Consider the following 23,741-nt stretch of genomic DNA (forward strand, 5'->3'; position numbering starts at 1 on the left):
CGCTACTCCACCAACCCATTTTCGAGGGCATAGCGCACCAGTTCGGTGCGGCTGGAGGTGCCGGTCTTGATGAACAGGCGGCTCACGTACTTCTCCACGTTGCGGATCGAGGTCTCCAGGCGGCGGGCGATCTCCTTGTTCATCAGCCCCTCGGCCACCAACTGCAGCACCGAGGCCTCCCGCGGCGTGAAGCTGATTCCGGGGGTGGCGGCGGCGGGCTTTTTCGCCGAGCCGCCCGTGGCCAGCAGGGAGCGGATCTCGGTGATCTGGCGGGCCATCTGGCCGATGTCGGCGTCGGCGAAGCGGGCGGCTTCGGCCAGCAGGCGCTCCTGGCGGCGCACGGCGTTGCGCACCCGGGCCACCAGTTCGTCGGGGTCGAAGGGCTTGGGGATGTAGTCGTCGCAGCCGGCCTGGAAGCCGGCGATGCGGTCGGCGGTCATGCCCTTGGCGGTGAGGAAGATCACCGGCGTACCGCCCAGGCGCTCGTCGGCCCGCAGCTTCTTGAGCAGGCCGTAGCCGTCGCAGCGGGGCATCATCACGTCGCTGATCACCACATCGGGCAGCAGGTCCTGGGCCTTCTGCCAGCCCTCCTCGCCGTCGGCGGCGGTGGTCACCGCGAAGCCCTCATCCTCCAGATAGGCCGTGACGGCCGTGCGCAGGCCGGGCTCGTCGTCGACCAGCAGCAGGCGGATCGGGGTGGGGGGGCTGGTCTCGGCCGCCTCGGCGGCGGCGTCCGCCCCAAGGTCCTCGGCGGCCTGGGGGCTGGTGGTGGGGTCGGTGCTCATGGCAGTCAGTCTGCAGATCCTCAGCGGGCCCGTCCAGGCAGCACCTGCTCGGATTCCGGCAGGGTGCCGCTGTAGCCCAGCTCCCGGGCCAATCCGCCCAGCGCGGCGGGGTCGCGGCCCGCCTGCTCGGGGTGACACACGGCCCACCACACCAGGTGATCGAGGCGGTTGACGGGCGTGACCAGGCCCCCGGGGTTGAGCTCGCGCACGATCCAGCGGTCGCCTTCGCGGGTCATGCGCAGGGGGGCGGTGGCGGAGCAGTTCAGGGTGTCGGCGGAGAGGCTCACCTCATGGCCGTGCTGCTGCCAGAGCTGCACGCGGCGCACATCGGCGCTGGCCGGATCGCTGCGCACGCCGTACACAGCGAGCACCCGCAGGCCCTGGGGGCTGGGCCGCTCCTCGAGCACCACCAGCCCGGGCGGCCGCTCCGGTGGCGCCTTGGGCGCCGCGCCAACCGGCGGCGCCGCTGCCAGCAGGATCGGGGCCAGCAGGGCAGGCCGCAACAGGCGCCAGGGCAGCTGTGGGCGCCAGGGCAGCAGGGGGCTTGTCAGCATGGGCCGCAGGCATCCACCGCCATGCTCGCCTATCTCGACCACCAGGCCAGCACGCCCTGCGATCCGGCCGTGCTCACGGCGATGGCGCCCTGGTGGAGCGAACAGTGCGCCAACCCCTCCAGCCGCGGCCACCGGCCCGGCCTCAGCGCCGCCGCCGCCGTGGAGCGGGCTCGCGCTCAGGTGGCGGCCGCCCTGGGGACCGAGCCGGGCTGGGTGGTGTTCACCAGCGGCGCCACCGAGGCCAACAACCTGGCGCTCAAGGGGGTGGCCGAGGCGGCCCTGGAGCGCGGCGAGCGGCGGCGCACCCTGGTCAGCCTGGTGATCGAGCACCGGGCGGTGCTCGATCCCCTGCACTACCTGGAGCGCCACGGCTTCCCGCTGCGCCTGCTGCCGGTGGACGGCGGCGGCCTGGTGGATCTGGAGGCCCTGGAGGCGGCCCTCAGCCCCGACGTGCTGCTGGTCAGCGTGATGGCCGCCAACAACGAGATCGGCGTGCTGCAGCCGATCGCGGCGATCGCCCGCCTCTGCCGCCGGCACGGCGTGTTGCTGCACGTGGACGCCGCCCAGGCCGCCGGCCACATCCCCCTGGCGATGGCGGAGCTGGGGGTGGATCTGCTCAGCCTCAGCGGCCACAAGTGCTACGGGCCCAAGGGGGTGGGGGCGCTGCTGGTGCGGCCGGGCCTGCCCCTGGCGGCCCAGATCCACGGCGGCGGCCAGGAGGAGGGGCGGCGGGCCGGCACCGTGGCGGTGCCGCTGGTGGTGGGGCTGGGGGAAGCCCTGGCGCGGGCCGTGGCCGATCAGGGCGAGCGGGCCGGCCGGCTTGGCGGCCTGCGCGACCGGCTCTGGAGCGATCTGGAGGCGATCGGCGGCATCGCCCGCAACGGCGCCGCCGCACCGCGGCTGGCCCACAACCTCAACCTCACCGTGGCCGGCGTCGACGGCGCCGCCCTGCACCGGCTGCTGCGCCGCTCGATCGCCGTGAGCAGCGGCTCGGCCTGCAGCCAGGGCTCCCCCTCCCACGTGCTGGCGGCCCTGGGCCGCAGCCGGGCCGAGGCCGCCGCCTCGATCCGCTTCGGGCTGGGGCGCGGCACCACGGCGGTCGAGATCGCGCTGGCGATCACCGCGGTGCGGGAGGCCGTGGGCCAGCTCCGGGGCTGACACCGCGGGTATTGTCCCGCTCAGCAACGCATCCGGCCATGGCCCTCTTCCCCAACGGCCCTGGCCGCCTGCAGATCGGCCGGGCCGTGGAGGAGGGCTGGGCAGCCTTCATCCGCGCACCCTGGCCGTTTGTGCTGTTCACCCTGCTCACCGGCGCCCTGTCGCTGCTGTTCCAGTCGCTGGCCAGCCTCGACAGCCTGCCCGAGGCCAGTCAGCCGCCCCTGCCGGTGCAGGCCGTGGGCGCCCTGGTGGGAACGGTGGGCAGCGTGGTGGTGAGCCTGTGGGCCACGGTGGGGCTGGTGCGCGGCGCCTGGACGGCCCTGGCGGGCGGGCGGCCCGACTTCGCCACTTTCACCCGCTGGGACAGCGCCGCCGCCGGCCGGCTGCTGCTGCGCCAGCTCACCCTGGCGCTGGTGTTGCTGGTGCTGCTCGGGGTGGCGGCCCTGGTGGCCTTCGGCGCCGGCCAGCTGGCCAGTGCCCTGGCGGTGGTGCCGGCCGTTGTCGCCTTCCTGGTGCTGATCTACCTGCTGGTCAACCAGACCTTCCTGCCCCAGCTGGCCCTGCTGGAAGGGGACGGCCCCTTCGACACCCTCCAGCATGGCCGGCGGTTGGTGGATCCCCAGTGGTGGCAGGTGCTGCTGCTGCTGCTGGTGCAGGCCGCGATCGTGCTGATCGGGGCGCTGCTCTGCGGCGTGGGCCTGCTGGCGGCGGCGCCCCTGAGCCTGTGTGTGGCCACCGCCGCCTACCGCCAGCTGTTCGGCACGGAAGACCGCACCGGCCTGGTGGGCTGAGCGGGCCGCTCCTGGAGCGTCAGTGCCCCCAGGTGGTGAGCAACACAAATCCGCCCACCCCCAGCAGGGCCAGAACGGCCTGGGCCGCCCGGCTCACGAGCATCCCCGCCACCACCGCCAGGCCCACCAGCAGCGAGCGGCGCAGGCGCAGCAGCCCCAGCGGGCCCAGGGAGGTGGGGGCGGTGAGCAGCTCCCCCAGGCCGGCTCCCAGCAGCGGGCCCACCAGGGCCCCCAGCAGCGGCCCACCGAAGGGCAGGGCCGGCAGCAGGCCCAGCAACCCCACCAGCAGTCCCAGCCCGGCACCGATGTAGGCCCAGCGGGTGGCCTGCAGGCGGGCCGGGCCGAGCACCAGCCCCAGGGCGTCGGCACCCCAGCCGAGGGCCAGCAGCAGGCAGGCCAGGGCGAAGGCGGGCCAGCCGGTGCTCCAGCCCACCGCCCACAGCCACAGTCCCGCCCCCACCGGCAGCAGGGCCAGGCCGGGCAGCACCGGCAGCAGGCTGCCGGGAATCGCCAGCAGCTGGATCAGCAGGGCCCCCCACCAGAGCAGATCCTGAGAGCTGAGGCCGTCCATGGGGTTGCCCATCTCCAATCCGCCTGCTCAGGGCCGCCGCCGCGCAATCCGCAGCTTGGCGCTGCGGCTGCGGGGGTTGGCCTCCGCCTCCTCGGCGCTGGCCACCAGCGGCTTGCGGGTGATGCGCTCCAGGCGCTCATCGCCCAGGAACGCCGTTTTCACGCGCCGGTCTTCGAGGGAGTGGAAGCTGATGATCGCCAGCAGCCCCCCCGGCTCCAGCCACGCGGGCGCCCTCTGCAACAACCTGTCCAACGCGCCCAGCTCGTCGTTCACGGCAATGCGCAGGGCCTGGAAGGTGCGCGTGGCCGGGTGAATGCGACCCCGACGCGCCGCCGGCGGGTAGCAACCGGCCACCAGGTAGGCCAGCTCCGCCGTGTTGCGCGGGCGGGCCGGATCAGCCCAGGGCCCCTGCTCCTGGACGCGCCGGGCGATGCGCCGCGACAGCCGCTCCTCGCCGTAGCCATAGATCAGATCGGCCAGCTCCCTCTCTGGCAGCCGATCGATCAGCTCACCGGCGGTCTCGCCGCCCTCCGGGTTCATGCGCATGTCGAGCGGGCCGGCCAGCCGGAAGCTGAAGCCCCGCGCCGCCACATCCAGCTGCGGACTGCTCACCCCCAGGTCGGCCAGCACAACCAGGGCCGGCTCCGGGGGCTGGTAGGCGGCGAAGTTGGCGGCCACGACCGCGGCCCGATCGCCGAACGGGGCCAGGCGCGCGGCGGCGGCGGCGCGGGCACTTGGGTCGTGATCCAGCCCCAGCACCCGCAGGCCGGGATGGGCCTCGAGCAGCAGGGCGCTGTGGCCGCCGCCGCCGAGGGTGCAGTCGATCAGCAGGCCGCCCTCAGGCCGCGCCGCCAGCAACTGCGCCAGGGGCGCCAAACCCGCCAGCAGCGGCTCGGCCAGCACGGGCCGATGGGCGAAGACCCCAGCAGCGTCAGGGGAGGGGGCGGCGGCGGTGATGGCTGGGGTGGTGGCATCGGCCATGGGGCCATCCTCAACCCACACGGCGACGGTAGAATTCAGCCGGTTTTCTACCCTGGGGTCCATGGGGATGAACATCAAGGACCCCGAGGTCCACGCCATGGCCCGGGAGCTGGCGGCCCGTCGCTCCACCACGGTGACCGACGCGGTGCGCCAGGCCCTGCGGGCGGAGCTGGAGCGCTCCCCCAGCCCGAACGGCCCTGGGGCCCTCGAGGCCAGAAAAGCCGTGATCCGCGCGATCTGTGCACGGGTCAGCGCCAGGCCCGGATGGCAGGGCCGCACCAGCAAGGAGCTGCAGGACGCCCTCTACGACGAGGACGGGCTGCCGACATGAGCAGGGTGGCCAACGAGCTGGTGATTGACACCTCGGCCCTGATGGCCCTGCTGCTGCAGGAAAGCGACGCCGAGGCCCTGCTCGATGCGGCTGCGCGGGCATCGAAGGTGCATCTCAGCACCGCGTCTCGCCTGGAGCTGGGCCTGATGGCGGAGAGCGCCCGCCACGGCGTCGAAGGCCATGAGGTGGAGCAGCTCCTGCTGGCCCTGGAGGTGCGCCTGGTTCCCTTTGACCAGCACCAGCTGCACTGGGCCCTTGCGGGCTGGCGGCGCTTCGGCAAGGGGCGCCACGAGGCGGCGCTCAACGTCGGCGACTGCTTCAGCTACGGCCTGGCCATGGCACTCGATCTGCCCCTGCTGTTCAAGGGCGACGACTTCGCCGCCACGGACGTTCAGCCGGCCCTGCCTTCCTAAGATCCCGGCAACGAGCTCTTTGCCCCTCTCGGCCCCATGACGCAACTGGAGACGCGCACGGAGCCGATGGTGGTGAACTTCGGGCCCCATCACCCCTCGATGCACGGGGTGCTGCGGCTGGTGGTGACCCTCGACGGCGAAGACGTGGTGGACTGCGAGCCGGTGATCGGCTACCTGCACCGCGGCATGGAGAAGATCGCCGAAAACCGCACGAACGTGATGTACGTGCCCTATGTGAGCCGCATGGACTATGCGGCGGGCATGTTCTACGAGGCGATTGTGGTGAACGCCCCCGAGCGGCTCGCCGATGTGCCGGTGCCCAAGCGCGCCAGCTACATCCGCGTGCTGATGCTGGAGCTCAACCGCATCGCCAACCACCTGCTGTGGCTCGGTCCCTTTCTGGCCGACGTGGGCGCCCAGACGCCGTTTTTCTACATCTTCCGTGAGCGGGAGATGATCTACGACCTCTGGGAAGCGGCCACCGGCCAGCGGCTGATCAACAACAACTACTTCCGCATCGGCGGGGTGGCGGCCGATCTGCCCTACGGCTGGCTGGAGAAGTGCCTCGACTTCTGCGACTGGTTCGGCCCCAAGATCGACGAATACGAAAAGCTGATCACCAACAACCCGATCTTCCGCAGGCGCATCGAAGGGCTGGGCACGATCACGCGCGAGATGGCCATCAACTGGAGCCTGTCGGGCCCGATGCTGCGCGCCTCCGGCGTGCCCTGGGATCTGCGCAAGGTGGACCACTACGAGTGCTACGACGACTTCGATTGGGATGTGGCCTGGGACAAAGAGGGCGACTGCTACGCCCGCTACCGGGTGCGGGTGCAGGAGATGCGTGAGTCGCTGAAGATCCTGCGCCAAGCCTGCGCCATGATCCCCGGCGGCCCCACCGAAAACCTGGAGGCCCATCGGATGGCCGAGGGCAAGGGCAGCGAATTCGCCGGCTTCGACTATCAATACGTGGCCAAGAAGGTGGCCCCCACCTTCAAAATTCCCGAGGGCGAGCTCTACACCCGGCTGGAATCGGGCAAGGGCGAGATCGGTGTGTTCATCCAGGGCAACAACGACGTGACACCCTGGCGCTTCAAGATCCGCGCCGCCGATCAGAACAACCTGCAGATCCTGCCCCACATCCTCAAGGGCCACAAAGTGGCCGATATCATGGCGATCCTGGGCTCGATCGACGTGATCATGGGATCTGTTGACCGATGAACAGCCCGGCGAGAAGCCTGGACCGCTGAACCGCTACCTGCGCCGCCTCCAGCACGCCGGCTTTGTGCTGCCCGCCGCCCTCACCGGCTACCTGTGGCTCAAGGGCGGCCACCCGGCCCTGCCGGGCTGGCCCTGCCCGCTGCGGGCCCTCACCGGCATCCCCTGCCCCACCTGCTTCCTCACCCGCGCCACCGAACTGGCGCTGCGGGGGGATCTGGCGGGCTCGCTGCAGCACCATGCCTTCGGGCCCCTGGCGGCGGCCGCCCTGGTGGGCTGGTCGGTGCTGGCGATCCGCCAGCGGCGCCTGGTGCCACGCCTGCTGGTACGCCTGCCCGCAGCGCAGCTCCCGGCCTGGCCGCTGGCGGCGGCGGCCGTGGGGCTGGTGGGCTACTGGGGAGCTCGGCTGACCCTGAAGCTGGCCCTGGGCTGGGCTACCTTCCCTGAGCTCTGAGCCCAGCTGCGCAGCTGGGCCGAGGTGGGAGCATGGCGGTGATGGATCCCAACAGCTGGCTGCTGCTCTGCCGCACCGTGCGCTTCGGTGACACCGACGCCGCCGGGGTGATGCACTTCCACCAGCTGCTGCGCTGGTGCCACGAGGCCTACGAGGAGAGCCTGGAGCGCTTCGGGATCTCCGCCGCCGAGGTGTTTCCGGCCGCCGCAGCCGGCTCCGGAACGCCACTGCCCGCCGTGGCCCTGCCGATCGTGCACTGCCAGGCCGACTACCGCGCGCCGCTGGTGTGCGGCGACCCCCTGCGCATCCAGCTGGAGCCCCGGCGCCTTGACCCCGGCAGCTTCGAGCTCCACTACAGCTTTCACTGCGGCGAGCGGGAAGCGGCCCTCGCCCTCACCCGCCATCTGGCGATCGAGGCCGCCAGCCGCCGCCGCTGCCCCCTGCCCGCCGGGATCCAGCGCTGGCTGGAGGCCTCGGCCGTGGGGCGGGGGATTCAGCCGCTCTGAGGAGGGGGTCCCGGTTCAGGGCCGGCGGAACACAAACCACAGGGCCGCCAGCTGCAGGGGCAGCAGCGCCGCCATCACCGCGGCCACGGGGAGTTGAAACCCTTGATCAGGGACTGCGCCCATCGCCCCCACACTCAGCAGCCCCGCCCCCACCAGAACAAACAACGGCAGGCGCCGATGCCGGAGCACCACGGCGAGCTGGGGGCGGCTGAGGGCCTTCCCCTCAGAACCAGGGCTTTTCGGCATCGAGGTAGGTGCTCTCGAACTCCTCGTTGGTCTTGGTGAGATAGATGATTCCCTCGATCAGGCCGATCACGCCCATCACGAAACTGGCAATCCCGCAGGTCACCACACCACCGGCCAGCGACACCACCAGCATGATGATCGCCGGCTTGGTGTAGCCAAGGATGAACTTGTGCACCCCGAAGGCGCCCAGAAAGATGCCGGTGAGCCCAGCTGCCAGCTTCTTGTTGCTGACTTCGCTATCGCTGAAGGTGCTCATCGGCGCCGGAATCAACAGGGCTGTGGCCTGCTTCTAGCGCCTGCAGCCAGCGCTGCCAATGGCCCCGTTTCCATTTGCCAAGAGAGGAAGGCCCCAGCTCCGGGCAGAGCAGCCAGCGCCGCGGCCGCTCGGCCGGGGCCCAGCCGGCGCAGAGCCCCTGCAGTCGCTGCAGCAGCGCCGCCCCGTCGGCTCCCGCCCCAGGCCGCACCAGGGCGATCAGCCGCTGGCCCCACTCGGCATCTGCCACACCCAGCAGCAGCAAGGCCTGCAGCGGCAGACCTGCCGCCGCGGCCGCAGCCAGCAGCCGCTGCTCGAGCTCCTCGGGAAACAGGGTTTCGCCGCCGCTGTGGATGGCGCCATCGAGCCGGCCCAGCAGTTCCAGGCCGTCCGGCCCCAGCCGGCCGGCATCGCCGCTGCGCCACCAGCCGTCCGGGCCCAGGGGCAGGGGCCGCAGCCGGCCCGCTTCCAGCCAACCGGGGCTGAGCCGGCCGCAGCGCAGCTCCACGGCCCCACCAGGGGCCACGCCAGCAGAGGCCGCGCAGCGCAGCTCCACCCCGGGCAGGGCTGGGCCGCAGCCTTCGACGCCGGCCAGAAAGCGCCGCGGCGGCAGGGCCGTGACCATGGCGGCGGTTTCGGTGGCGCCATAGCAGGGGGCCAGGGGCAAACCGGCGGCCCGGGCCCGCTGGGCCAGCTCCACCGGCAGCGGCGCTCCCCCCACCCAGATCAGCGCCAGGCGCGACAGCCAGCGCTCCCCCTCCGGCGCGGCCATCAGGCGCTGCAGCTGGGTGGGCACCAGCGAGAGCAGCACCGGCCGGTGTTTGGGGAGGGGGGCCGCCTGGGCCAGCAGCGCCGGCTGGCGCATCCAGGCCGGCTCCAGCCGCCGGTGCCGCGCCCCCCACTGGCGGGCCCGCAGCCAGGGCAGCAGGCCGCTCACGTGATGGAGCGGCAGCGGGTTGAGGTGCAGGCAGGCGGCGGGATCCAGCCCCAGCCCCTCCAGCCACTGGCCCGTGGCCGCAGCCGAGGCCTGCAGCCGGCCGAGGGGCAACAGGCACCAGCGCCGGCCGGCGCCACCGCCGCCCCGGCTGCCGCCGCTGCCCAGCACCACCCCCGGGCCCCAGCGGCACTCCAGGGCCTCCACACCGCCAGGGCCGATCGCCGCCGCCAGGGCCGCCTGCTCCTGCGCCACCGGCGCGGCCAGGGGCACGATCCGTCCCCGGCGCCAGGCCCGCGCCAGCTGCAGCGGCTGGGGGGCCGCCGGGGTGATCGGCTCAGGCGTCATGGGCCGCCCGCCACACCCGCGCGGGATCGGCGCTGGCCAGATCCCCCGCCGCCTGCCAGCCGGGGGCCAGCCCCGGGGCCACGGGGGTGGGCCCCTCGGCCTGCAGGGCCGCCAGGTGGTGCAGCCAGCGCCGGCCGATGCCCGTTTCAAAGCCGGTGCTCAGCATCAGCCGCGGCCGGCCCCGCTCCAGCTCCGCCAGCAGCGGCCGGGGGTCGCCCTCCTGGGCTGGCCGGCGCACCTGCCAGCCCCCCCAGCCCTCGCGCAGCTGGGGATGGCACTGGAGCGCCTCATCGAGCGCCACCGGCAGGCCGGGATAGCGCTCCAGCAGCTCCGCCAGGCCCTCCTGATCCCGCGGGTGGAGGGGCTGCTCGATCCACTCCAGCCGGGGATCGCCCCGCAGCCGCTCAGCCCAGGCGGCGGCCGTGGGACGGTCCCAACCGCCGTTGGCATCGAGGCGCAGCCGGCCCCCGGGGGGCAAGCGCTCCAGCAGGCGCTCCAGCAGCTGCCGTTCCAGGGCATCGCCGGCGCTGGCCACCTTCCACTTGCAGCTGAACGGCAGCACACCATCGCCCGCAACAGCGGCCAGCACCTCCAAGGCCGCCTCCCCCGCCGGCAGCAGCAGGGCCGCTCGCGGGGCCTTGAGCCAGCGCCGGCGGGGCAGGCCATCCAGCTCCGCCAACGCCGCGCCCAGAGCGAAGCCCAGGGCCGGCGGCAGGGCTGGCAGCGCCCGCTCCAGCTCGCTCCGCGCCCGGGTGGCGCCCAGGTGGGCGAGCGCCGCCGCCAGGGGCTCCAGCTCGCCATCGAGCGGGGCCGCCTCGCCCCAGCCCAGGGCACCGCCGTGGCCCTCCAGGCGCAGCAGCCAGCCGCGCTTCTCAGCAATCAGAGCGCGGGCGGTGCGCAGCGGCTGGGGCAGGGCCAGGCGGAACGGCCGCCACTGCAACCCCAGACGCTCGCCGGCGGGATCGCCTGCGGGCTCGGTGAGGGGCGCGATGGCGGGCACCGGCTCAGCCCAGCCAGCGGCCCAGGGCCAGACCCGCCGCCAACCCCAGGCCGTTGAGGGCCTGGAAGCGCAGGGCCAGAAACTTGCTGCCGCTGATCCGTTCCGGCTCGTGGTGGTGGCGGCTGAGCAGCTGGATCAGCCGCCGGGCCGGCGGCAGGCCGATGGCCCCCAGCAGGGCTGTGAGCGGCCAGCGCTGGGCGGCGGGGGCCACCAGCACCGGCGCCCACTGGAAGGCCAGGGTGGCGGCGATGAACCAGGGCACCAGGGCCGCCGCCGCCGCCGGACCCAGATGCACCACCGGCGAGCGCTTGCCGTGGGCGGCGTCGTCGTCCACCTGGTGAAAGTGGGAGCAGAACAGCACCAGGGTGGTGGCCAGGGCGGCGCCACTGCCCAGCTCCAGGGCCTCAGCCCAGGGCACCGCCGAGGCGACCGCGGCCGGGGCGGCCGGGGCCAGGGCCAGCAGCCCGGCGGCGGTGGCCAGGGGCCCGAAGGCCAGCCAGCACAGCGGTTCGCCCAGGCCCCGGTAGCCCAGCCGGAACGGTGGTCCCTGGTAGAGGTAACCCAGGCCGCAACAGGCCAGCACCAGCAGCAGCACGGCCGGGCTGCTGCGCCAGGCCACCAGGCCCATCAGCGCCAGCCCCAGCACCAGGCAGCCGTTGGCCAGGGCCGCCACCCGGTCGCGCCGGCCGGTGAGGTTCACCAGCGAATGGGGCTTGCCGTGGGTGTCCACCCCGGTGTCGGCATCGAACACGTCGTTGGCCAGGTTTTCCCAGGCCAGCAGCAGCACCGCCGCCAGCAGGAACAGCAACAGCTGATCGAGGCGCACCGGCTCGGCCCGCCCGAAGCGCCAGCCCGCCGCCAGCAGCACCGGCATCACCGCCACCGCGTACATCGGCCACTTGATCGCCGCGGTCCACAGCTGCCGGCGGGCGTAACGGCTTGCGACGACCTCGGGCTCTGGCATGGGGGCCGGGGGCTGGGACGTGAGCAGTGCCCATACATTTGAGCAGCCCAACGGAGCGGTACGGCTTGGCAACCACCGGCCCCGAACAGGTGCAGGCAGGCGTTGGCTTCTCCGCCCTGCTGGAGCGGGCCCAGCGACTCGCCGGCCGGCTGGACGAGGAGGGCGTGCTCAGCCTGGCGATCCCCCTGGCCGGCGGGGACCCCTTCACCCTGCTGCCCCACCTGGAGGGTGGTGGCGAGGGCTGCCCTAGCGAGGGGGGTGGCGGCTTCCGCTTCCTCTGGGACGGCGCCCCGGGGTTGTGCATCGCCGCCAGCGGCCGCACCCATAGCCTGGAGCTGAGCGGGCCGCGGCGCTTCGAGCTGGCCCGGCGCTTCGCCAGCGCCGCCCTGGCCCGCCTGGCGGGGGATGGCAGCGGGGGCATGGAGTTCTGCCCCCGCCACGCCCGGCCCCGGCTGCTGCTCGCCTTCAGCTTCTTCGATGCGCCCCTGGAGGCCGAGGCCGGCGCCGCCCCGGGGGTGCAGGCGGTGTTGCCGCGCTGGCAGCTCAGCCGCCACGGCCGCCAGTGCTGGCTGCGCCTGCAGCGTCCCCTGGGTGGGGGCACCACGGCCCGCAGCCTGGCGGAGGAACTGTGGGATGCCGCCAGAACCCTGGAGCGGATCGCCGTGTGCCCTGAGCGGGCCAGCCTGGCGGCTGTGGTGGGGCGTTCCGCCTGGCAGGAGCGCTACCGCCTGGCCGCCAGCCAGGCCCTGGCGCTGGTGGATGAGGGCCGGCTGCAGAAGCTGGTGCTGGCGGTGCGCCAGCAGCTGCAGCTCGACCGGGCGCCCGACCCCCTGGCCCTGCTGGCCCCCCTGCGGCGACACCAGAGCGGCAGTTGCCGCTTTCTCTGGCAACGCGACCACAACTCGGCCCTGCTGGGGGCCTCGCCGGAACGGCTGCTCACCGTGCGCCAGGGCCAGTTGCGCAGCGATGCCCTGGCCGGCACCGCCCCCGCCGATCAGGGCGAGGCCCTGCTGGCCTCAGCCAAGGACCGGCTCGAGCACGAGCTGGTGGTGGACACGATCATGGCCGTGCTCAGCCGGGCCGGCCTGCGGCCGCAGCGGCCGCGCCATCCCAGGCTGGCGCGCCATGGCCAGCTGGTGCATCTGCACACGCCGATCAGTGCGGCTCTGGCCGACCGGCACCCCCTGGCGATCGCGGCCGCTCTCCACCCCACGCCGGCGGTGGCAGGCCTGCCGCGGCGGGAGGCGATGGGCTGGCTGCGCAGCCTGGAGCCCTTCGAGCGTGGGCACTACGCGGCCCCGATCGGCTGGATCGACAGCGCCGGCGATGCCGACCTGCGGGTGGCGATCCGCAGCGGCACCCTGCGCGGCCGCGAGCTGGAGCTCACCGCCGGGGCCGGCCTGGTGCCGGGCTCAACGGTGGCGGGGGAACTGCAGGAGGTGGCTCTCAAACTGGGGGTGCTGCAGCAGCAGCTCAACCTGCCGGTTCCCGGCCGTTGATCAGCTCGCGACACTGGCGCTTCAGGCGAGCCTGCTCCCCGTGACGCTGCTGACGCTGCCCATCCCCCTGCTGCTGGCGCTGCTGGCCGCGGCCCTGCTGCTGCGCCAGGCGGTGGGTCGGCGGCGGCTGAGGCAAATCATCTTCGAGGCCGACACGCCGGCGGGGAAGCAGTTCGACCTGGCCCTGCTGGCGCTGATCGTGCTCAGCGTGGTGGCGGTGGGCCTGGAGAGCGACCCCAGCCTGCAGGGCCGCTTCCAGGGCCTGTTCCTTCGGCTGGAGGTGGGCTTCTCGAGCCTGTTCAGCCTCGAATACCTTCTGCGCCTGCTCTGCAGTGAGCGGCCGCTCAGCTATGCCCGCAGCTTCTTCGGCATCGTCGATTTCCTCGCCAGCATTCCGCCGCTGCTGGGCCTGGGGGCCGTGGGCAGCAAATATTTCACGGTGATCCGCATTCTGAGGCTGATGCGGGTGTTCCGGATTCTCAAACTGGGGCTCTACATCCGCGAGGCCGACCGGCTCAAGGAGGCCCTGCTGGCCAGCCGCAGGAAGATTTTCATCTTTCTGCTGATGATGGTGAATCTGGTGGTACTCATCGGCGCCCTGATGTACGTGATCGAGGGCGAGGCCGGTGGCTTCACCAGCATTCCCACGGGCATCTACTGGGCGATCGTGACGATCACCACCGTGGGCTATGGCGATGTGGCCCCGGTCACTCCCCTGGGCCGGATCGCGGCTTCAGCGGTGATGCTGCTGGGCTACAGCATCATTGCCGTGCCCACCGGCATCGTCACCGCCGAACTGGGGAGAACCGGCACTGACGGGAGCAAGGCTGCTGCCAGCCCAGGCCCCAAAGGCTGCGACAGTTGCGGCGAGCCTCAGCATCTGGCCGGCGCCCGCTTCTGCCACCGCTGCGGCGCCACCCTGATCCCCCGCCCCCAGCCATGACCAGCGAGCTCACGACCCTGCTGGCCTCCACCCTCTCGGGGTCGGGTCTGCTTGCGGGAGTGGCCGCGGAGCGGATCACGGCCCTGCAGCCCCGCCGCCTGCATCTGCCCGAGGGCGCGGTGCTGTTCCGCCAGGGCGAGAGCGGGGAGTGCGCCTACCTGCTCCTGGCCGGCATCCTCGGGCTGCACACCGGCGAGGGAAGCGAGGCCAGCCCCTTCTTCCGCAAGGTGGTGGCCGGGGAGCTGGTGGGGGAATACGGCCCCCTCTGCGGCGAACCCCGCTCCGCCACTGCCCTGGCGCTCACGGCCGGCGACGCTCTGGAGCTGGATCGCGCTCAGTTGCAGCAGCTGCTGGAGGAAACCCCAACGGTGGAGCATCGGCTGATCTCCGCCCTGGCGGAAGCCGCCTCCATCGGCCGGGTTCCGGGCCGGATGGGCCTGGAGACGGTCGTCATCCACGACGCCAGCCCGGACTCCCCCCTCACCGCCGCCGTGCGCGCCCGCCTGCCCGAGGAACTGCGGCGGCTGGGACACGACTGGAGCGGGCTGGAGAACCTGACCATCCACCCCAGCGGCGGCGATGAGGAGCATCTGCATCGCTGGCTGGTGGAGGCCAGCCGCGCCGGGCGGCCGCAGGTGCTGTTCAACCGGGACCCGCAGGCGGTGAGCCGGCGCAACCTGCTGCTGATGGATCGGCTGCTGATTCTCAGCGACGGCAGCGCTTCCACCCTCAACCTGCCCGTGGCGCTCAACCGCGAGGCGCTGCTGGTGCGGCTCTGGCCCGAGCAGCAGGGGCGTGCCGGCTCCGGCGAGGCGAGCGCCGCCCAGCCCCCCTTCGCCCAGGTGCTCAACATCCAGCCCCAGCGGCCTCGCCACCTGGGACGGCTGGCCCGGGCGGTGCTGCGACGCCAGACCGTGCTGGTGCTCGGTGGCGGCGGCGCCAGGGGATTCGCCCACATCGGTGCCCTCGCCGCGCTGGAGCAGCTGGGCCTGAACGATGTGGACATGGTGATGGGCGTGAGCATCGGCTCGCTGGTGGCCTCGCTGGTGGCCTTCGAGACCCCAGCCGCGGCGATCCTCGAGCAGCTCGAGCGGGTGATCATCAAGTCGCGGCCCTACTCCCTCGCCCTGCCGCGCGAATCGCTGTTCTCTTTGCGCAACGCAAGCCAGGAACTGCAACGCTTCTTCGGCCCGGCCCAGATTCAGGACGGCTGGCTGCCCCTGCGCTGCTTCTCCACCAACCTCTCCAGCAAACGGCTGCACAGCTGGACCCGCGGCGACATCCCCACGGCCGTGATCGCCAGCATGTCGGTGCCCGGCATCTTCCCGCCGGTCGCCGACGGGCAGGGAAACCTGCATGTCGATGGCGGCATCCTCAACAACCTGCCGGTGGCCGAGGCGCGGCGGGAGACCGAGGGGCGCGTGCTGGCGATCTCCCTCGACCCCGACCCCCAGACCGCTCCGGCGGCGGCGGCCGAGAATGCAGCGGCGCGGGGGCGGCTCGCGCTGGGCCGCACGATCATCGACGCCATGATGTGCGGCTCCCATGCCGCCACCCGGGCCCAGGAGCAGCTCGCCGATCTGGTCGTTCGGCCCCGCATCGAGCAGTTCCCCTTCCTCGACTGGAAGCGGTACCGCGAGATCTACACCGTGGGCTATGAGGATGCCCTCAGACAGCTGCAGGAGGGTTGGCCGATCCGGGGCGTTTGATCAGGCCGGCATCAGGGGCTGCTCCGGCAGCCCCACGGCCTGGCGCCAGTCAGCCAGGGGACGCTCCCAGTCGCATTCCCAGCGCTGGGCCAGCAGGGGCTGGGCGCGGTAGCCCAGCTGGTAGCCGTGGCCGATCCCGGCCAGCACAGCGCCCATCTGGTCGGGGTCCTTGAGCAGATAGCGCAGCAGCCCGCCGCAGGTGATCACCGCCGCCATCGGCCGCCAGGTCTGGGCCAGTTCGAAGGCCTTGAGCGCAATCTCCCCAACCCGGTCGGTGCCGATGCCGGTCACCACATGCCAGATGTCATGGCTCTGGCGCATGCGCATCAGCACCCAGTCCAGATCGCTCACCACCTCCACCTTGCGGTAGTAGTCGGGATCGAAGCCATGCTCGATGAAGTGGCCAGCCAGGGCGCTCCCCAGGCTTCCCCGGGGCATGGCGGTGAGGGCATCGACCTCCAGGGGCGGGGCGAGATAGCGCTCCGCCATCAGCTCCGTCACGCCGGGCAGGGTGCAGACCCGCTCCAGGAAGCTGTCCATGGCCCCACTGCGGCGCAGACCGTCCTCGATGTCGAAGACCGAATCGGTGGCCTCGGGGTTGCGGATCATGCCCACCACGCCGCTGAGGGTGCGCAGGTAGTGGATCTGATGACGCTGGTGACGAACTGCAGCCATCGGCTCCGGGCACCGCGCCAGCCCCCGGGCGGGGTGCTGCTCGAAGCCATGAATCCAGCTGATGCTACGGGGTCCAGGCCAGCTTTTTCAGGGTGAGATCCGCCAGGGGCACGCCCCCCAGCCGCTCCACCTCGCGGATGCCGGTGGGGCTGGTGACGTTGATCTCACTGAGGCGGCCGTCGATCACGTCGATGCCCACGAAGAACAGGCCCTCGGCCCGCAGGGCCGGCGCCAGCTCGGCGCAGATGCACCGCTCCACCGCGCTGAGTTCGGTGGCCTCGGGCTGGCCGCCCACGGCCAGGTTGCTCCGGAACTCCCCCCCTGCGCCGCCACTGGGCACCCGGTTCACCGCCCCCAGCGGCTCCCCGTCCACCAGCAGGATGCGCTTGTCGCCGGCGCTCACCCCCGGCAGGAACGCCTGCACCATCACCGGCAGGGTCTGCTGGGCGGTGACCAGCTCCAGCAGGGCCCCCAGTCCGGGGGTGCCGGCGGCGGCGAACACCACCCCCTGACCAGCCCGCCCCCCCAGGGGCTTGAGCACCACCTCGCGGTGCTCGGCGGTGAAGGCGGCCAGGCTGTCGACCCGGCTGGCCACCAGGGTGGGCGCCATCAGGTGGCTCCAGCGCAGGGAGCTGAGCTTCTCGTTCCAGGACCGCAGGGCGGAGGGACGGTTGAGCACGCGCACGCCCTGGCGCTCGGCCAGCTCCAGCAGGTGGGTGGCATAGAGGTAGGCCTCATCCACTGGTGGGTCCTTGCGCATCCACACGTGGGCGAAGGCCGCCAGCGGCAGCAGCTGGGCATCCCCGAGCTCATGCCAGGGCTGGGTGCGCACCGGCCTGGCCCAGACCCAGGCCGTATGGTCCCGGCCCGTCTTGCGGGCCAGCAGTGCGGTGGTGGTGGCCACCCACACCGGCAGGCCGGCGCGCTCAGCCGCCTGCATCAGGGCCACGCTGGAATCCTTGGCCGGATTGAGGCGCTCGATCGGATCGATCACGAACAGCTGGGCGCCGCTGCCCGCGCCGCTCGCCGCTGGGGCGCTGGCCATACCTCAGGCCACCAGCAGAGCGTCGAGCCGGCCGCTGCGCTCCAGGGCATGGAGTTCGTCGCAGCCGCCGATGCCGGCGTTGTCGATGAAGATCTGCGGCAGGGTGCTGCGGCCATCGGCCCGCTCACTCATGGCCGCACGGGCACCCCGGTCACCGTCGATGGCGTATTCGCTGTAGGCCACCCCCTTGCGATCCAGCAGCGCCTTGGCGCGGATGCAGAAGGGACAGAACCGCCAGGTGTAGATCTCGACCTTCGCCGCCATCGGGGCCGCTCCGCAGGTGGGCGGATCCTAGAAGTGACGCGCCGAGAGACACCGCCAACCACGGTTGCGATGCAGCAGATCAGCGCCAGCCGGTTGCAAGCCCGCTGCCGCCGCCGGATGGATGCCATGGCCCGGCCCGTGAAGCCGCCCCACAAGCTGCCCCGCAAGCCGCCCTCCAAGCCGCCATTGAGTACGGTCGAAGCAGCATTGCGCACATCACCGTGACCGCCACCGCCGCCACCGGCGCCGCCGCGCCGGTGCTCGACCTCACCGACTTCAAGCGCGACCTCTCCGAGCTCACCGACCGCCTGGGCCAAGCCCAGGACTGTCTTTGACGAAGCCGCCCTGACAGCCCGGCAGCAGGACCTGGAGCAACTGGCCTCCCAGCCCGACTTCTGGGACGACCAGAAAGCGGCCCAGGCGAAGATGCGCCAGCTCGATGACGTGAAGGCTCAGCTGGAGCAGCTGGGCCGTTGGCGCACGCTCGTGGGCGACGCCGAAGCCACCCGCGAACTCTACGAACTGGAGCCCGACGCCGACCTGCTCGCGGAGGCCAACAGGGGCCTGCAGGGCCTGCGCGTGGAGCTCGATCGCTGGGAGCTGGAGCGCCTGCTCTCCGGTGTCTACGACAAGGAGGGCGCCGTGATCAGCATCAACGCCGGCGCCGGCGGCACCGACGCCCAGGACTGGGCCCAGATGCTGCTGCGCATGTACACCCGCTGGGCGGAGGACCACGGCATGAAGGTGACCGTGGACGAGCTCAGCGAGGGCGAGGAAGCGGGCATCAAGAGCGCCACCATCGAGATCGAGGGCCGCTACGCCTACGGCTACCTGCGCAATGAGAAGGGCACCCACCGGCTCGTGCGGATCTCACCGTTCAACGCCAACGACAAGCGCCAGACCAGTTTTGCCGGCGTGGAGGTGATGCCCAAGCTCGAGGAGGAGGTGAAGCTCGACATCCCCGAGAAGGATCTGGAGATCACCACGTCACGGTCGGGCGGCGCCGGTGGCCAGAACGTGAACAAGGTGGAAACGGCCGTGCGCATCCTGCACGTGCCCACAGGCCTGGCCGTGCGCTGCACCCAGGAGCGCTCCCAGCTGCAGAACAAGGAGAAGGCCATGGCCCTGCTGATGGCCAAGCTGCTGGTGATCGCCCAGGAGCAGCGGGCCGCCGAGGTCGCCGACATCCGCGGCGACATCGTGGAGGCGGCCTGGGGCAACCAGATCCGCAACTACGTGTTCCACCCCTATCAGATGGTGAAAGACCTGCGCACCCAGCACGAAACCACTGACGTGCAGGGGGTGATGGACGGCGACCTCGATCCCTTCATCCAGAGCCTGCTGCACGCCGGCGTGGACGTGGCGGGAGGCTCCGGCGATGACTGAGGAGACACCCGGGGACAAGCCCAGCTTCGTGAAGCTGGCGATGCGCAACATGGTGCGCAAGGGCCGCCAGAGCCTGGTGCACTTCGGGCTCACGGCGGTGGGCTTGATGGCCTTCCTCACCCTGATCGCCTGGCTGGGCCGGCCCCAGCTGCCGGGCGGCTGAGGTGGCCGCGCCCGTGGTTCTGGACCTGGCCTTCACCGCCGGGGCGGTGCTGCCGGCGGCCCCCAGCGCCGCCGCTGGACTGTGGGCCGATGGCGAGGCCGGCTCCGCGCCCTGGCATCAGCTGCTGAGCGGCTGGCTGGGGCAGCTGGCCGCCACACTGCCACCGGATCTGCGGGCGCCCGCCTACAGCCTCGGGCTGAACCTGGTGGACGATCAGGAGATCGCCGAGCTCAACGCCCACTGGCGCGGACAGGCCGGCCCCACCGACGTGCTGGCCTTCGCAGCCCGCGACGCGGGCCTGGAGCCGCCGCCGCCCCTGCCCCGCTGGGACAGCTCCGACGATGACGAGGACCGGTACGAAGACCAGGACAACGGGGAGGCGGTGGCCCCGGAACCCCTGGAACTGGGCGATATCGTGATCTCCCTGGAGACGGCCTCCCGCCAGGCCCGCGAGCACGGCCACGATCTGACCCGGGAGCTGCATGTCCTGGCCAGCCACGGCCTGCTGCACCTCCTGGGCTGGGACCACCCCGACGACGCCAGCCTGGCGGCGATGCTGGCGCTGCAGGAGCGTTTGCTCACTTGATCCGTTCAGCCTGGACAACAGGGCTAGGGTTCGAGCGGTGCCCGGGAGAACTGCGCTGCCCCTGCCCCTGCCTGCTCCTGACCCCCAGGGCGGCCCCCTGGCGGCGGCGCCGATGCTGAGGCGACGTGGGCGCACGGCACGGCTGGGCGCCTGGACGGTGGCCAACGATCTGCCCGCCAGCTTCCGCTACGCGGCCCAGGGGCTGGCGTATGGATTCCGCAGCCAGCGCAACTTCCGCATCCATGTGTTCACCGGCGGGGTGGTGTTCGGCCTCGGCCTGGTGCTGCAACTGCCGGCACCGCAGCTGGCCGTGCTGGTGCTCACGGTGGCGGCGGTGCTGGTGCTGGAACTGATCAACACCGCCACCGAAGCGGTGGTGGATCTGGCCATCGGCCGCCAGTTCCACCCCCTGGCCCGCATCGCCAAGGACTGCGCCGCCGCCGCCGTGCTGGTGGGGGCCATGGCCTCGCTGCTGATCGCCGTGCTGCTGCTGGCGCCGCCGCTGCTGGCTCGCCTCGGGCTCTGACCCGCTCGGCCTTTGAATGGGGACACGCACGCGGCGCCGAACCGGCGTTGAGGAAAGAGGCTGATGCTGTTGGTGCTCGACAACTACGACAGCTTCACCTACAACCTGGTGCAGTACCTGGGCGAACTGGCCACAGACCACCCCGTTGCGGCCGAGCTGCGGGTGGAGCGCAACGACGCGCTCTCCCTGGAGCAGATCCGAGCGCTGCAGCCGGCGGCGATCCTGATCTCGCCTGGCCCCGGCGATCCCAACCAGTCGGGAGTGTGCCTGGAGGTGCTGAAGGAGCTCAGCCCCACCGTGCCCACCCTGGGGGTGTGCCTGGGGCACCAGGCGATCGCCCAGGTGTATGGGGGCCGGGTGGTGCCGGCTCCTGAGCTGATGCACGGCAAGACCTCAGCGGTGCTGCACGGCGGCCAGGGCGTGTTCGCGGGGCTGCCCTGCCCGCTCACCGCCACCCGCTATCACAGCCTGATCGCCGAGCGCGCAAGCCTGCCCCACTGCCTGGAGATCACCGCCTGGCTCGAGGACGGCACGATCATGGGCCTGCGCCACCGCCAGTACCCCCACATCGAGGGGGTGCAGTTTCACCCTGAGAGCGTGCTCACCGAGGCGGGGCACGAGCTGCTTGCCAACTTCCTCCGCCTCGCTGAGCGTCCCCGTGCGGATGCGTCGCTCCGACGCCTGCAGTAGCGTCGCGCCCTTGCTGGCTGCCCTGATTGGCTGCGCCGATGCGACTGCTGCCCACCCTTGCCGCCACCGCCGTGGCGCTACCGGCCGTCGTGCTGCAGGCCATGGCCTTGCCGCCGGCCGCCGCCGCCAGCGGCGTGTCGATCACCAGCTACGGCCACAGCGCCCTGCTGATCCAGGGCAGCGGCACGCGGGTGCTGCTCAATCCCTTCAAGGCCGTGGGCTGCGCCGCCGGCCTGCCCGAGCCCAGGGTGAGCGCGAGCGTGATTCTGGCCAGCAGCCGGCTGCTGGATGAGGGGGCACCGGTGGCCTCGGGGCGGTTCCTGGCCGATCCCGGCAGCTTTCAGGTGGGCGGGCTGCGCATCGAGGGCCTCAGCACCCCCAGGGATCGCCTCGGCGGGCGGCGCTTCGGGCGGGCCACCATCTGGCGCTGGCAGCAGGGGGGCCTGAGCTTTGTGCACATGGGCGGCACCGCCGGGCCCCTCACCCCTGCCGACAAGGTGATGCTCAGCCGCCCGGACGTGCTGATCCTGGGGGTGGGCGGCGGCGCCAAGGTGTTTGATGGCGCTGAGGCCGCCGAGGTGGTGCGGGAGCTCCGCCCCCGGGTGGTGATTCCGGTGCAGTACGTGAGCGGCGCCGTACCCGCCAACTGCGATCAGGGCGGCGTGGAGCCCTTCCTGCAGGCGATGAGCGGCACCCCGGTGCAACGCCCGGGCCGCACCGTCAACCTGCCCGGCAGCCTGGGCGAGGGGCCAACGATCAAGGTGCTGCGGTGATCAAGGTGTTGGGCTGAGGTCGGCCACCTGGTAATCGCGCCAGAACCGCTGCATCTGCTCCGTGGTGCCGATGCTCACCCGCAGGGAACCGTCGATCAACGCCTTGCCCGCCATGGAACGCACCAGGATGCCGGCCTCGCGCAGGCGCCGCTCCACCTCCGCCGCCGCGAGCTCCGGCCAGATCAGCAGGTAGTTGCCACCGGCGGCGTGGTGGCGCACCCCCGCGGCCTGGAGCTGACCCACCAGCCAGCTGCGGGCCCGCAACACCTCGGCCACAGTGGCATCGGTGTAGGGCTGGTCGGCCAGGGCGGCGAGAGCGGCGGTCACGGCGAAGCTGTTGATGTCGTAAGGGCCGGTGACGCGGCCGATGCGGTCGATCACCGGCGCGGCGCCGATGGCGAAGCCGATGCGCAGACCCGCCAGCCCGGCGGTTTTGGCCAGGGAGCGCAGCACCACCAGGTTGGGGGTGGCGGCGAAGTCGACCAGCGGCAGCACACTATCGCCGGTGAAGGCCTCATACAGCTCGTCCACCACCACCAGGGTGTGGGGCGCGGCGGCCGCCAGCTCCAGGATCTGGTGGGGGGCCAGGCGGGTGCCGGTGGGGTTGTTGGGGTTGCAGATCAGCAGCACGCGCGGCCAGGGCTGATCCACCAGGGCACCCCGGATGGCCGCCAGCGGGAAAGCGAACTCAGGACCCTCGTAGGGGATGGTCTCGATCGCCATGCCCTGCATGCGGGCACAGGGGGTGTAGTAGCCGAAGGTGGGGCTGGTGGTGAGCAGGGTGTCGCCGCGCTCGCCGTAGGCGTGGAAGATGGCGTGGATGGCGGCGTCGACGCCGTTGAACAGGCCGATCTGATCAGGTCGGAGGGGATGGGCCAGCCCGCCTGCGCTGAGGTTGGCCACCACCGCTTCGCGCAGGCCGTTGTATTCGGGATAGATGGCGATGTGATCGGCGGGGATCGCCCGCAGGGCCGCCACCACCTTGGGGCTGGGGCCGACGGTGTTCTCGTTGAAATCGAGCCGCAGCAGGCCCCGCCGGCCCTCCAGCGGCGCGCTGTAGGCCTGCAGGTGCTCCACCTCCTGACGCGCCGGGGGGAAAGGCTTGGTCACAGGCCCAGATCACCCCAATCGGGCCCTGTGTCGCAGACGCTGGCTGGATCGAGGGCCTCGGTGAGCGACCAGGGAGACGCCACCGGCAGAGCAGCGCATTGCTGCTGCGCGCAGCCGCAGGACACTTGGTTATGCAGGGAGGTGGACACGGCGGCAGCGCAGCGGCAACCCAACTCAGGGTAGGGGTAGCCACGCCTGCTGCTGAGCTGGAGGGAATCCTGACCTGCTCCAGCGCTACCGGGAGGAACTGGGGGAAGGCAGAGATCAATGCAGCCCTGAGCCACCTGGCCACAGAGGAGCGGGTGAGCACCTCCACCCAGAACCAGGCCTTGGCCGCGTTGCTGTGTCTCTACCGGCATGTGCTCGGGAGTGATGTGGGCAGCCTGGAGGGGGTGATTCGCGCCCGCCGGAAACAGCGCCTTCCTGTGGTGCTCACGGTGGAGACAGTTCGAGCGGTGCTGAAGCATCTCGAAGGGACAGAAGCCCTGGTTGCCCAGCTGCTGTACGGGGCTGGCCTGCGACTGATGGAGGCGTTGCGCCTGAGGATCCAGGACGTGGATCTGGAGCAGCGCGGCGTGTGCACCAAGCCGATCTCGCTGCGGGGTGGGGCGCAGTGGAGCTGCCCCATGCCCTGGAAAGGACATACCCGAATGCCTCAAGGGAATGGGCCTGGCAATGGCTGTTTCCACAGTGCCGACGCTGGCGGGATCCACGCAGGAGCATCGAAGGGCGACACCATCTGGACCCAGCCTTGTGCAGCGTGCCGTACGCGCGGCGGTGCAGGCGGCGAGGATCAGCAAACCGGCCACCTGCCACACCTTCCGCCATTCCTTCGCCACGCATAGCTGGAGCAGGGTGCCGATAT

At 71.8% G+C, this 23,741-nt stretch carries 31 protein-coding genes; 17 read left to right on the plus strand and 14 right to left on the minus strand.

Annotated features, from left to right (window positions below):
• Window positions 1–2 precede the first annotated feature (2 nt).
• Window positions 3–785, minus strand: a complete 783-nt coding sequence (locus KBY96_RS08830; RefSeq protein WP_254978998.1) for a response regulator transcription factor — start codon at window positions 783–785, stop codon at window positions 3–5.
• A gap of 20 nt (window positions 786–805) precedes the next feature.
• Window positions 806–1,339 (minus strand): hypothetical protein, encoded by a 534-nt coding sequence (locus KBY96_RS08835; protein ID WP_254978999.1) that lies wholly within the window; start codon window positions 1,337–1,339, stop codon window positions 806–808.
• Window positions 1,340–1,360: 21 nt separating this feature from the next.
• Between KBY96_RS08835 and KBY96_RS08840 the strand changes: the two genes are divergently transcribed.
• Both KBY96_RS08840 and KBY96_RS08845 read left to right on the plus strand, forming a co-directional pair.
• Window positions 1,361–2,497 carry a cysteine desulfurase family protein gene (locus KBY96_RS08840; RefSeq protein WP_254979000.1) on the plus strand — a complete coding sequence of 379 codons (1,137 nt, stop codon included), beginning with the start codon at window positions 1,361–1,363 and terminating at the stop codon, window positions 2,495–2,497.
• A 38-nt stretch (window positions 2,498–2,535) separates the two neighbouring features.
• Window positions 2,536–3,288: a hypothetical protein gene (locus KBY96_RS08845; RefSeq protein WP_254979001.1), complete on the plus strand. Its 753-nt coding sequence runs from the start codon at window positions 2,536–2,538 to the stop codon at window positions 3,286–3,288.
• Between the two features lie 19 nt (window positions 3,289–3,307).
• Here KBY96_RS08845 and KBY96_RS08850 read toward each other — a convergent pair whose 3' ends face one another.
• A complete protein-coding gene (locus tag KBY96_RS08850) occupies window positions 3,308–3,871 on the minus strand; it encodes a DUF456 family protein (protein ID WP_254979002.1) in 564 nt (187 codons plus the stop codon).
• Between the two features lie 15 nt (window positions 3,872–3,886).
• Window positions 3,887–4,840, minus strand: coding sequence for a 16S rRNA (cytosine(1402)-N(4))-methyltransferase RsmH (rsmH, locus tag KBY96_RS08855; protein WP_254979003.1), 954 nt, complete (start codon window positions 4,838–4,840; stop codon window positions 3,887–3,889).
• A gap of 61 nt (window positions 4,841–4,901) precedes the next feature.
• Between rsmH and KBY96_RS08860 the strand changes: the two genes are divergently transcribed.
• From KBY96_RS08860 to KBY96_RS08880, 5 genes are read left to right on the plus strand one after another with little or no spacing between them, the layout of a single operon-like run.
• Window positions 4,902–5,171 (plus strand): type II toxin-antitoxin system VapB family antitoxin, encoded by a 270-nt coding sequence (locus KBY96_RS08860; RefSeq protein ID WP_254979004.1) that lies wholly within the window; start codon window positions 4,902–4,904, stop codon window positions 5,169–5,171.
• On the plus strand, window positions 5,168–5,584 hold the full coding sequence (locus KBY96_RS08865; RefSeq protein WP_254979005.1) for a type II toxin-antitoxin system VapC family toxin: 417 nt from the start codon (window positions 5,168–5,170) through the stop codon (window positions 5,582–5,584). Before KBY96_RS08860 ends, KBY96_RS08865 begins: the two co-directional genes overlap by 4 nt.
• A 36-nt stretch (window positions 5,585–5,620) precedes the next feature.
• The gene (locus KBY96_RS08870) at window positions 5,621–6,805 is read left to right on the plus strand and encodes an NAD(P)H-quinone oxidoreductase subunit H (RefSeq protein ID WP_254979006.1); all 1,185 of its coding nucleotides are present in this window, start codon (window positions 5,621–5,623) and stop codon (window positions 6,803–6,805) included.
• Complete coding sequence (locus KBY96_RS08875; protein WP_315859484.1) at window positions 6,795–7,256, plus strand: DUF2752 domain-containing protein; 462 nt, start codon at window positions 6,795–6,797, stop codon at window positions 7,254–7,256. The genes KBY96_RS08870 and KBY96_RS08875 overlap by 11 nt, the downstream gene beginning before the upstream one ends.
• Before the next feature lie 41 nt (window positions 7,257–7,297).
• The gene (locus KBY96_RS08880; protein WP_254979007.1) at window positions 7,298–7,762 is read left to right on the plus strand and encodes a thioesterase family protein; all 465 of its coding nucleotides are present in this window, start codon (window positions 7,298–7,300) and stop codon (window positions 7,760–7,762) included.
• A 15-nt stretch (window positions 7,763–7,777) separates the two neighbouring features.
• Here the strand turns inward: KBY96_RS08880 and KBY96_RS08885 are convergent, their stop codons facing one another.
• Genes KBY96_RS08885 through menA form a run of 5 tightly spaced genes read right to left on the minus strand, consistent with a single transcriptional unit; the run spans window position 7,778 to window position 11,507 of the window.
• Complete coding sequence (locus KBY96_RS08885) at window positions 7,778–7,954, minus strand: hypothetical protein (RefSeq protein ID WP_254979008.1); 177 nt, start codon at window positions 7,952–7,954, stop codon at window positions 7,778–7,780.
• A gap of 31 nt (window positions 7,955–7,985) precedes the next feature.
• Window positions 7,986–8,264: a TM2 domain-containing protein gene (locus KBY96_RS08890; RefSeq protein WP_254979009.1), complete on the minus strand. Its 279-nt coding sequence runs from the start codon at window positions 8,262–8,264 to the stop codon at window positions 7,986–7,988.
• Entirely contained in the window at window positions 8,245–9,543 is a 1,299-nt protein-coding gene (locus KBY96_RS08895; RefSeq protein WP_254979010.1) for an AMP-binding protein, read from the minus strand. The genes KBY96_RS08890 and KBY96_RS08895 overlap by 20 nt, the downstream gene beginning before the upstream one ends.
• Window positions 9,533–10,543 (minus strand): enolase C-terminal domain-like protein, encoded by a 1,011-nt coding sequence (locus tag KBY96_RS08900; protein WP_396122306.1) that lies wholly within the window; start codon window positions 10,541–10,543, stop codon window positions 9,533–9,535. Before KBY96_RS08900 ends, KBY96_RS08895 begins: the two co-directional genes overlap by 11 nt.
• Before the next feature lie 4 nt (window positions 10,544–10,547).
• Entirely contained in the window at window positions 10,548–11,507 is a 960-nt protein-coding gene (menA, locus tag KBY96_RS08905; RefSeq protein WP_254979011.1) for a 2-carboxy-1,4-naphthoquinone phytyltransferase, read from the minus strand.
• Between the two features lie 65 nt (window positions 11,508–11,572).
• Here menA and KBY96_RS08910 point away from each other — a divergent pair, with 65 nt between their 5' ends.
• The 3 genes from KBY96_RS08910 to KBY96_RS08920 are packed head-to-tail and all read left to right on the plus strand — an operon-like array spanning window position 11,573 to window position 15,658.
• Window positions 11,573–13,006, plus strand: a complete 1,434-nt coding sequence (locus tag KBY96_RS08910) for an isochorismate synthase MenF (protein WP_396122307.1) — start codon at window positions 11,573–11,575, stop codon at window positions 13,004–13,006.
• Between the two features lie 40 nt (window positions 13,007–13,046).
• Window positions 13,047–13,949 carry an ion transporter gene (locus tag KBY96_RS08915; protein WP_254979012.1) on the plus strand — a complete coding sequence of 301 codons (903 nt, stop codon included), beginning with the start codon at window positions 13,047–13,049 and terminating at the stop codon, window positions 13,947–13,949.
• The gene (locus KBY96_RS08920; RefSeq protein WP_254979013.1) at window positions 13,946–15,658 is read left to right on the plus strand and encodes a patatin-like phospholipase family protein; all 1,713 of its coding nucleotides are present in this window, start codon (window positions 13,946–13,948) and stop codon (window positions 15,656–15,658) included. Before KBY96_RS08915 ends, KBY96_RS08920 begins: the two co-directional genes overlap by 4 nt.
• Here KBY96_RS08920 and KBY96_RS08925 read toward each other — a convergent pair whose 3' ends face one another.
• The 3 genes from KBY96_RS08925 to grxC all read right to left on the minus strand — a co-directional run bounded on the left by KBY96_RS08925 (window position 15,659) and on the right by grxC (window position 17,642).
• Window positions 15,659–16,333 carry a Coq4 family protein gene (locus KBY96_RS08925; RefSeq protein ID WP_254979014.1) on the minus strand — a complete coding sequence of 225 codons (675 nt, stop codon included), beginning with the start codon at window positions 16,331–16,333 and terminating at the stop codon, window positions 15,659–15,661.
• 64 nt (window positions 16,334–16,397) lie between these two features.
• Window positions 16,398–17,378, minus strand: coding sequence for a glutathione synthase (gene gshB, locus KBY96_RS08930; protein WP_254979015.1), 981 nt, complete (start codon window positions 17,376–17,378; stop codon window positions 16,398–16,400).
• A 3-nt stretch (window positions 17,379–17,381) separates the two neighbouring features.
• Entirely contained in the window at window positions 17,382–17,642 is a 261-nt protein-coding gene (gene grxC / locus KBY96_RS08935; RefSeq protein WP_254979016.1) for a glutaredoxin 3, read from the minus strand.
• 257 nt (window positions 17,643–17,899) lie between these two features.
• On the opposite strand from grxC, the gene prfB reads away from it, so the two are divergent.
• From prfB to KBY96_RS08965, 6 genes are all read left to right on the plus strand, one after another.
• Window positions 17,900–19,028, plus strand: a protein-coding gene (gene prfB / locus KBY96_RS08940; protein ID WP_254979102.1) for a peptide chain release factor 2 whose coding sequence is annotated in 2 segments (ribosomal slippage) — window positions 17,900–17,974 and window positions 17,976–19,028 — 1,128 coding nt in all. Because the reading frame shifts where the segments join, the coding sequence is not laid out codon by codon here.
• Window positions 19,021–19,191, plus strand: a complete 171-nt coding sequence (locus tag KBY96_RS08945; RefSeq protein WP_254979017.1) for a DUF3285 domain-containing protein — start codon at window positions 19,021–19,023, stop codon at window positions 19,189–19,191. The genes prfB and KBY96_RS08945 overlap by 8 nt, the downstream gene beginning before the upstream one ends.
• A 1-nt stretch (window position 19,192) precedes the next feature.
• Window positions 19,193–19,777, plus strand: a complete 585-nt coding sequence (gene ybeY, locus KBY96_RS08950) for an rRNA maturation RNase YbeY (protein WP_254979018.1) — start codon at window positions 19,193–19,195, stop codon at window positions 19,775–19,777.
• 112 nt (window positions 19,778–19,889) lie between these two features.
• Window positions 19,890–20,303, plus strand: a complete 414-nt coding sequence (locus KBY96_RS08955; protein WP_254979103.1) for a diacylglycerol kinase family protein — start codon at window positions 19,890–19,892, stop codon at window positions 20,301–20,303.
• Window positions 20,304–20,366: 63 nt separating this feature from the next.
• Entirely contained in the window at window positions 20,367–20,993 is a 627-nt protein-coding gene (locus KBY96_RS08960; protein ID WP_254979019.1) for an aminodeoxychorismate/anthranilate synthase component II, read from the plus strand.
• 38 nt (window positions 20,994–21,031) lie between these two features.
• Window positions 21,032–21,766: an MBL fold metallo-hydrolase gene (locus tag KBY96_RS08965; RefSeq protein WP_396122308.1), complete on the plus strand. Its 735-nt coding sequence runs from the start codon at window positions 21,032–21,034 to the stop codon at window positions 21,764–21,766.
• Here the strand turns inward: KBY96_RS08965 and KBY96_RS08970 are convergent, their stop codons facing one another.
• Together KBY96_RS08970 and KBY96_RS08975 are read right to left on the minus strand one after the other, a co-directional pair.
• Complete coding sequence (locus KBY96_RS08970; protein WP_254979020.1) at window positions 21,767–22,876, minus strand: histidinol-phosphate transaminase; 1,110 nt, start codon at window positions 22,874–22,876, stop codon at window positions 21,767–21,769. It abuts the gene before it with no gap.
• Complete coding sequence (locus KBY96_RS08975) at window positions 22,873–23,025, minus strand: hypothetical protein (protein WP_254979109.1); 153 nt, start codon at window positions 23,023–23,025, stop codon at window positions 22,873–22,875. Before KBY96_RS08975 ends, KBY96_RS08970 begins: the two co-directional genes overlap by 4 nt.
• Here KBY96_RS08975 and KBY96_RS08980 point away from each other — a divergent pair.
• Window positions 23,008–23,721 carry a phage integrase N-terminal SAM-like domain-containing protein gene (locus tag KBY96_RS08980; protein WP_254979105.1) on the plus strand — a complete coding sequence of 238 codons (714 nt, stop codon included), beginning with the start codon at window positions 23,008–23,010 and terminating at the stop codon, window positions 23,719–23,721. The genes KBY96_RS08975 and KBY96_RS08980 overlap by 18 nt on opposite strands.
• Window positions 23,722–23,741: the final 20 nt, after the last annotated feature.

This window comes from Cyanobium sp. ATX 6A2 (genome assembly GCF_024346355.1).
Taxonomy (GTDB): domain Bacteria; phylum Cyanobacteriota; class Cyanobacteriia; order PCC-6307; family Cyanobiaceae; genus NIES-981.

Coding starts and splice junctions, on each gene's coding strand:
- KBY96_RS08830 (WP_254978998.1), bottom strand. CDS start 785: ATGAGCACCGACCCCACCACCAGCCCCCAGGCCGCCGAGGACCTTGGG.
- KBY96_RS08835 (WP_254978999.1), bottom strand. CDS start 1,339: ATGCTGACAAGCCCCCTGCTGCCCTGGCGCCCACAGCTGCCCTGGCGC.
- KBY96_RS08840 (WP_254979000.1), top strand. CDS start 1,361: ATGCTCGCCTATCTCGACCACCAGGCCAGCACGCCCTGCGATCCGGCC.
- KBY96_RS08845 (WP_254979001.1), top strand. CDS start 2,536: ATGGCCCTCTTCCCCAACGGCCCTGGCCGCCTGCAGATCGGCCGGGCC.
- KBY96_RS08850 (WP_254979002.1), bottom strand. CDS start 3,871: ATGGGCAACCCCATGGACGGCCTCAGCTCTCAGGATCTGCTCTGGTGG.
- rsmH (WP_254979003.1), bottom strand. CDS start 4,840: ATGGCCGATGCCACCACCCCAGCCATCACCGCCGCCGCCCCCTCCCCT.
- KBY96_RS08860 (WP_254979004.1), top strand. CDS start 4,902: ATGGGGATGAACATCAAGGACCCCGAGGTCCACGCCATGGCCCGGGAG.
- KBY96_RS08865 (WP_254979005.1), top strand. CDS start 5,168: ATGAGCAGGGTGGCCAACGAGCTGGTGATTGACACCTCGGCCCTGATG.
- KBY96_RS08870 (WP_254979006.1), top strand. CDS start 5,621: ATGACGCAACTGGAGACGCGCACGGAGCCGATGGTGGTGAACTTCGGG.
- KBY96_RS08880 (WP_254979007.1), top strand. CDS start 7,298: ATGGATCCCAACAGCTGGCTGCTGCTCTGCCGCACCGTGCGCTTCGGT.
- KBY96_RS08890 (WP_254979009.1), bottom strand. CDS start 8,264: ATGAGCACCTTCAGCGATAGCGAAGTCAGCAACAAGAAGCTGGCAGCT.
- KBY96_RS08895 (WP_254979010.1), bottom strand. CDS start 9,543: ATGACGCCTGAGCCGATCACCCCGGCGGCCCCCCAGCCGCTGCAGCTG.
- menA (WP_254979011.1), bottom strand. CDS start 11,507: ATGCCAGAGCCCGAGGTCGTCGCAAGCCGTTACGCCCGCCGGCAGCTG.
- KBY96_RS08920 (WP_254979013.1), top strand. CDS start 13,946: ATGACCAGCGAGCTCACGACCCTGCTGGCCTCCACCCTCTCGGGGTCG.
- KBY96_RS08925 (WP_254979014.1), bottom strand. CDS start 16,333: ATGGCTGCAGTTCGTCACCAGCGTCATCAGATCCACTACCTGCGCACC.
- gshB (WP_254979015.1), bottom strand. CDS start 17,378: ATGGCCAGCGCCCCAGCGGCGAGCGGCGCGGGCAGCGGCGCCCAGCTG.
- grxC (WP_254979016.1), bottom strand. CDS start 17,642: ATGGCGGCGAAGGTCGAGATCTACACCTGGCGGTTCTGTCCCTTCTGC.
- KBY96_RS08945 (WP_254979017.1), top strand. CDS start 19,021: ATGACTGAGGAGACACCCGGGGACAAGCCCAGCTTCGTGAAGCTGGCG.
- KBY96_RS08955 (WP_254979103.1), top strand. CDS start 19,890: ATGCTGAGGCGACGTGGGCGCACGGCACGGCTGGGCGCCTGGACGGTG.
- KBY96_RS08960 (WP_254979019.1), top strand. CDS start 20,367: ATGCTGTTGGTGCTCGACAACTACGACAGCTTCACCTACAACCTGGTG.
- KBY96_RS08965 (WP_396122308.1), top strand. CDS start 21,032: ATGCGACTGCTGCCCACCCTTGCCGCCACCGCCGTGGCGCTACCGGCC.
- KBY96_RS08980 (WP_254979105.1), top strand. CDS start 23,008: ATGCAGGGAGGTGGACACGGCGGCAGCGCAGCGGCAACCCAACTCAGG.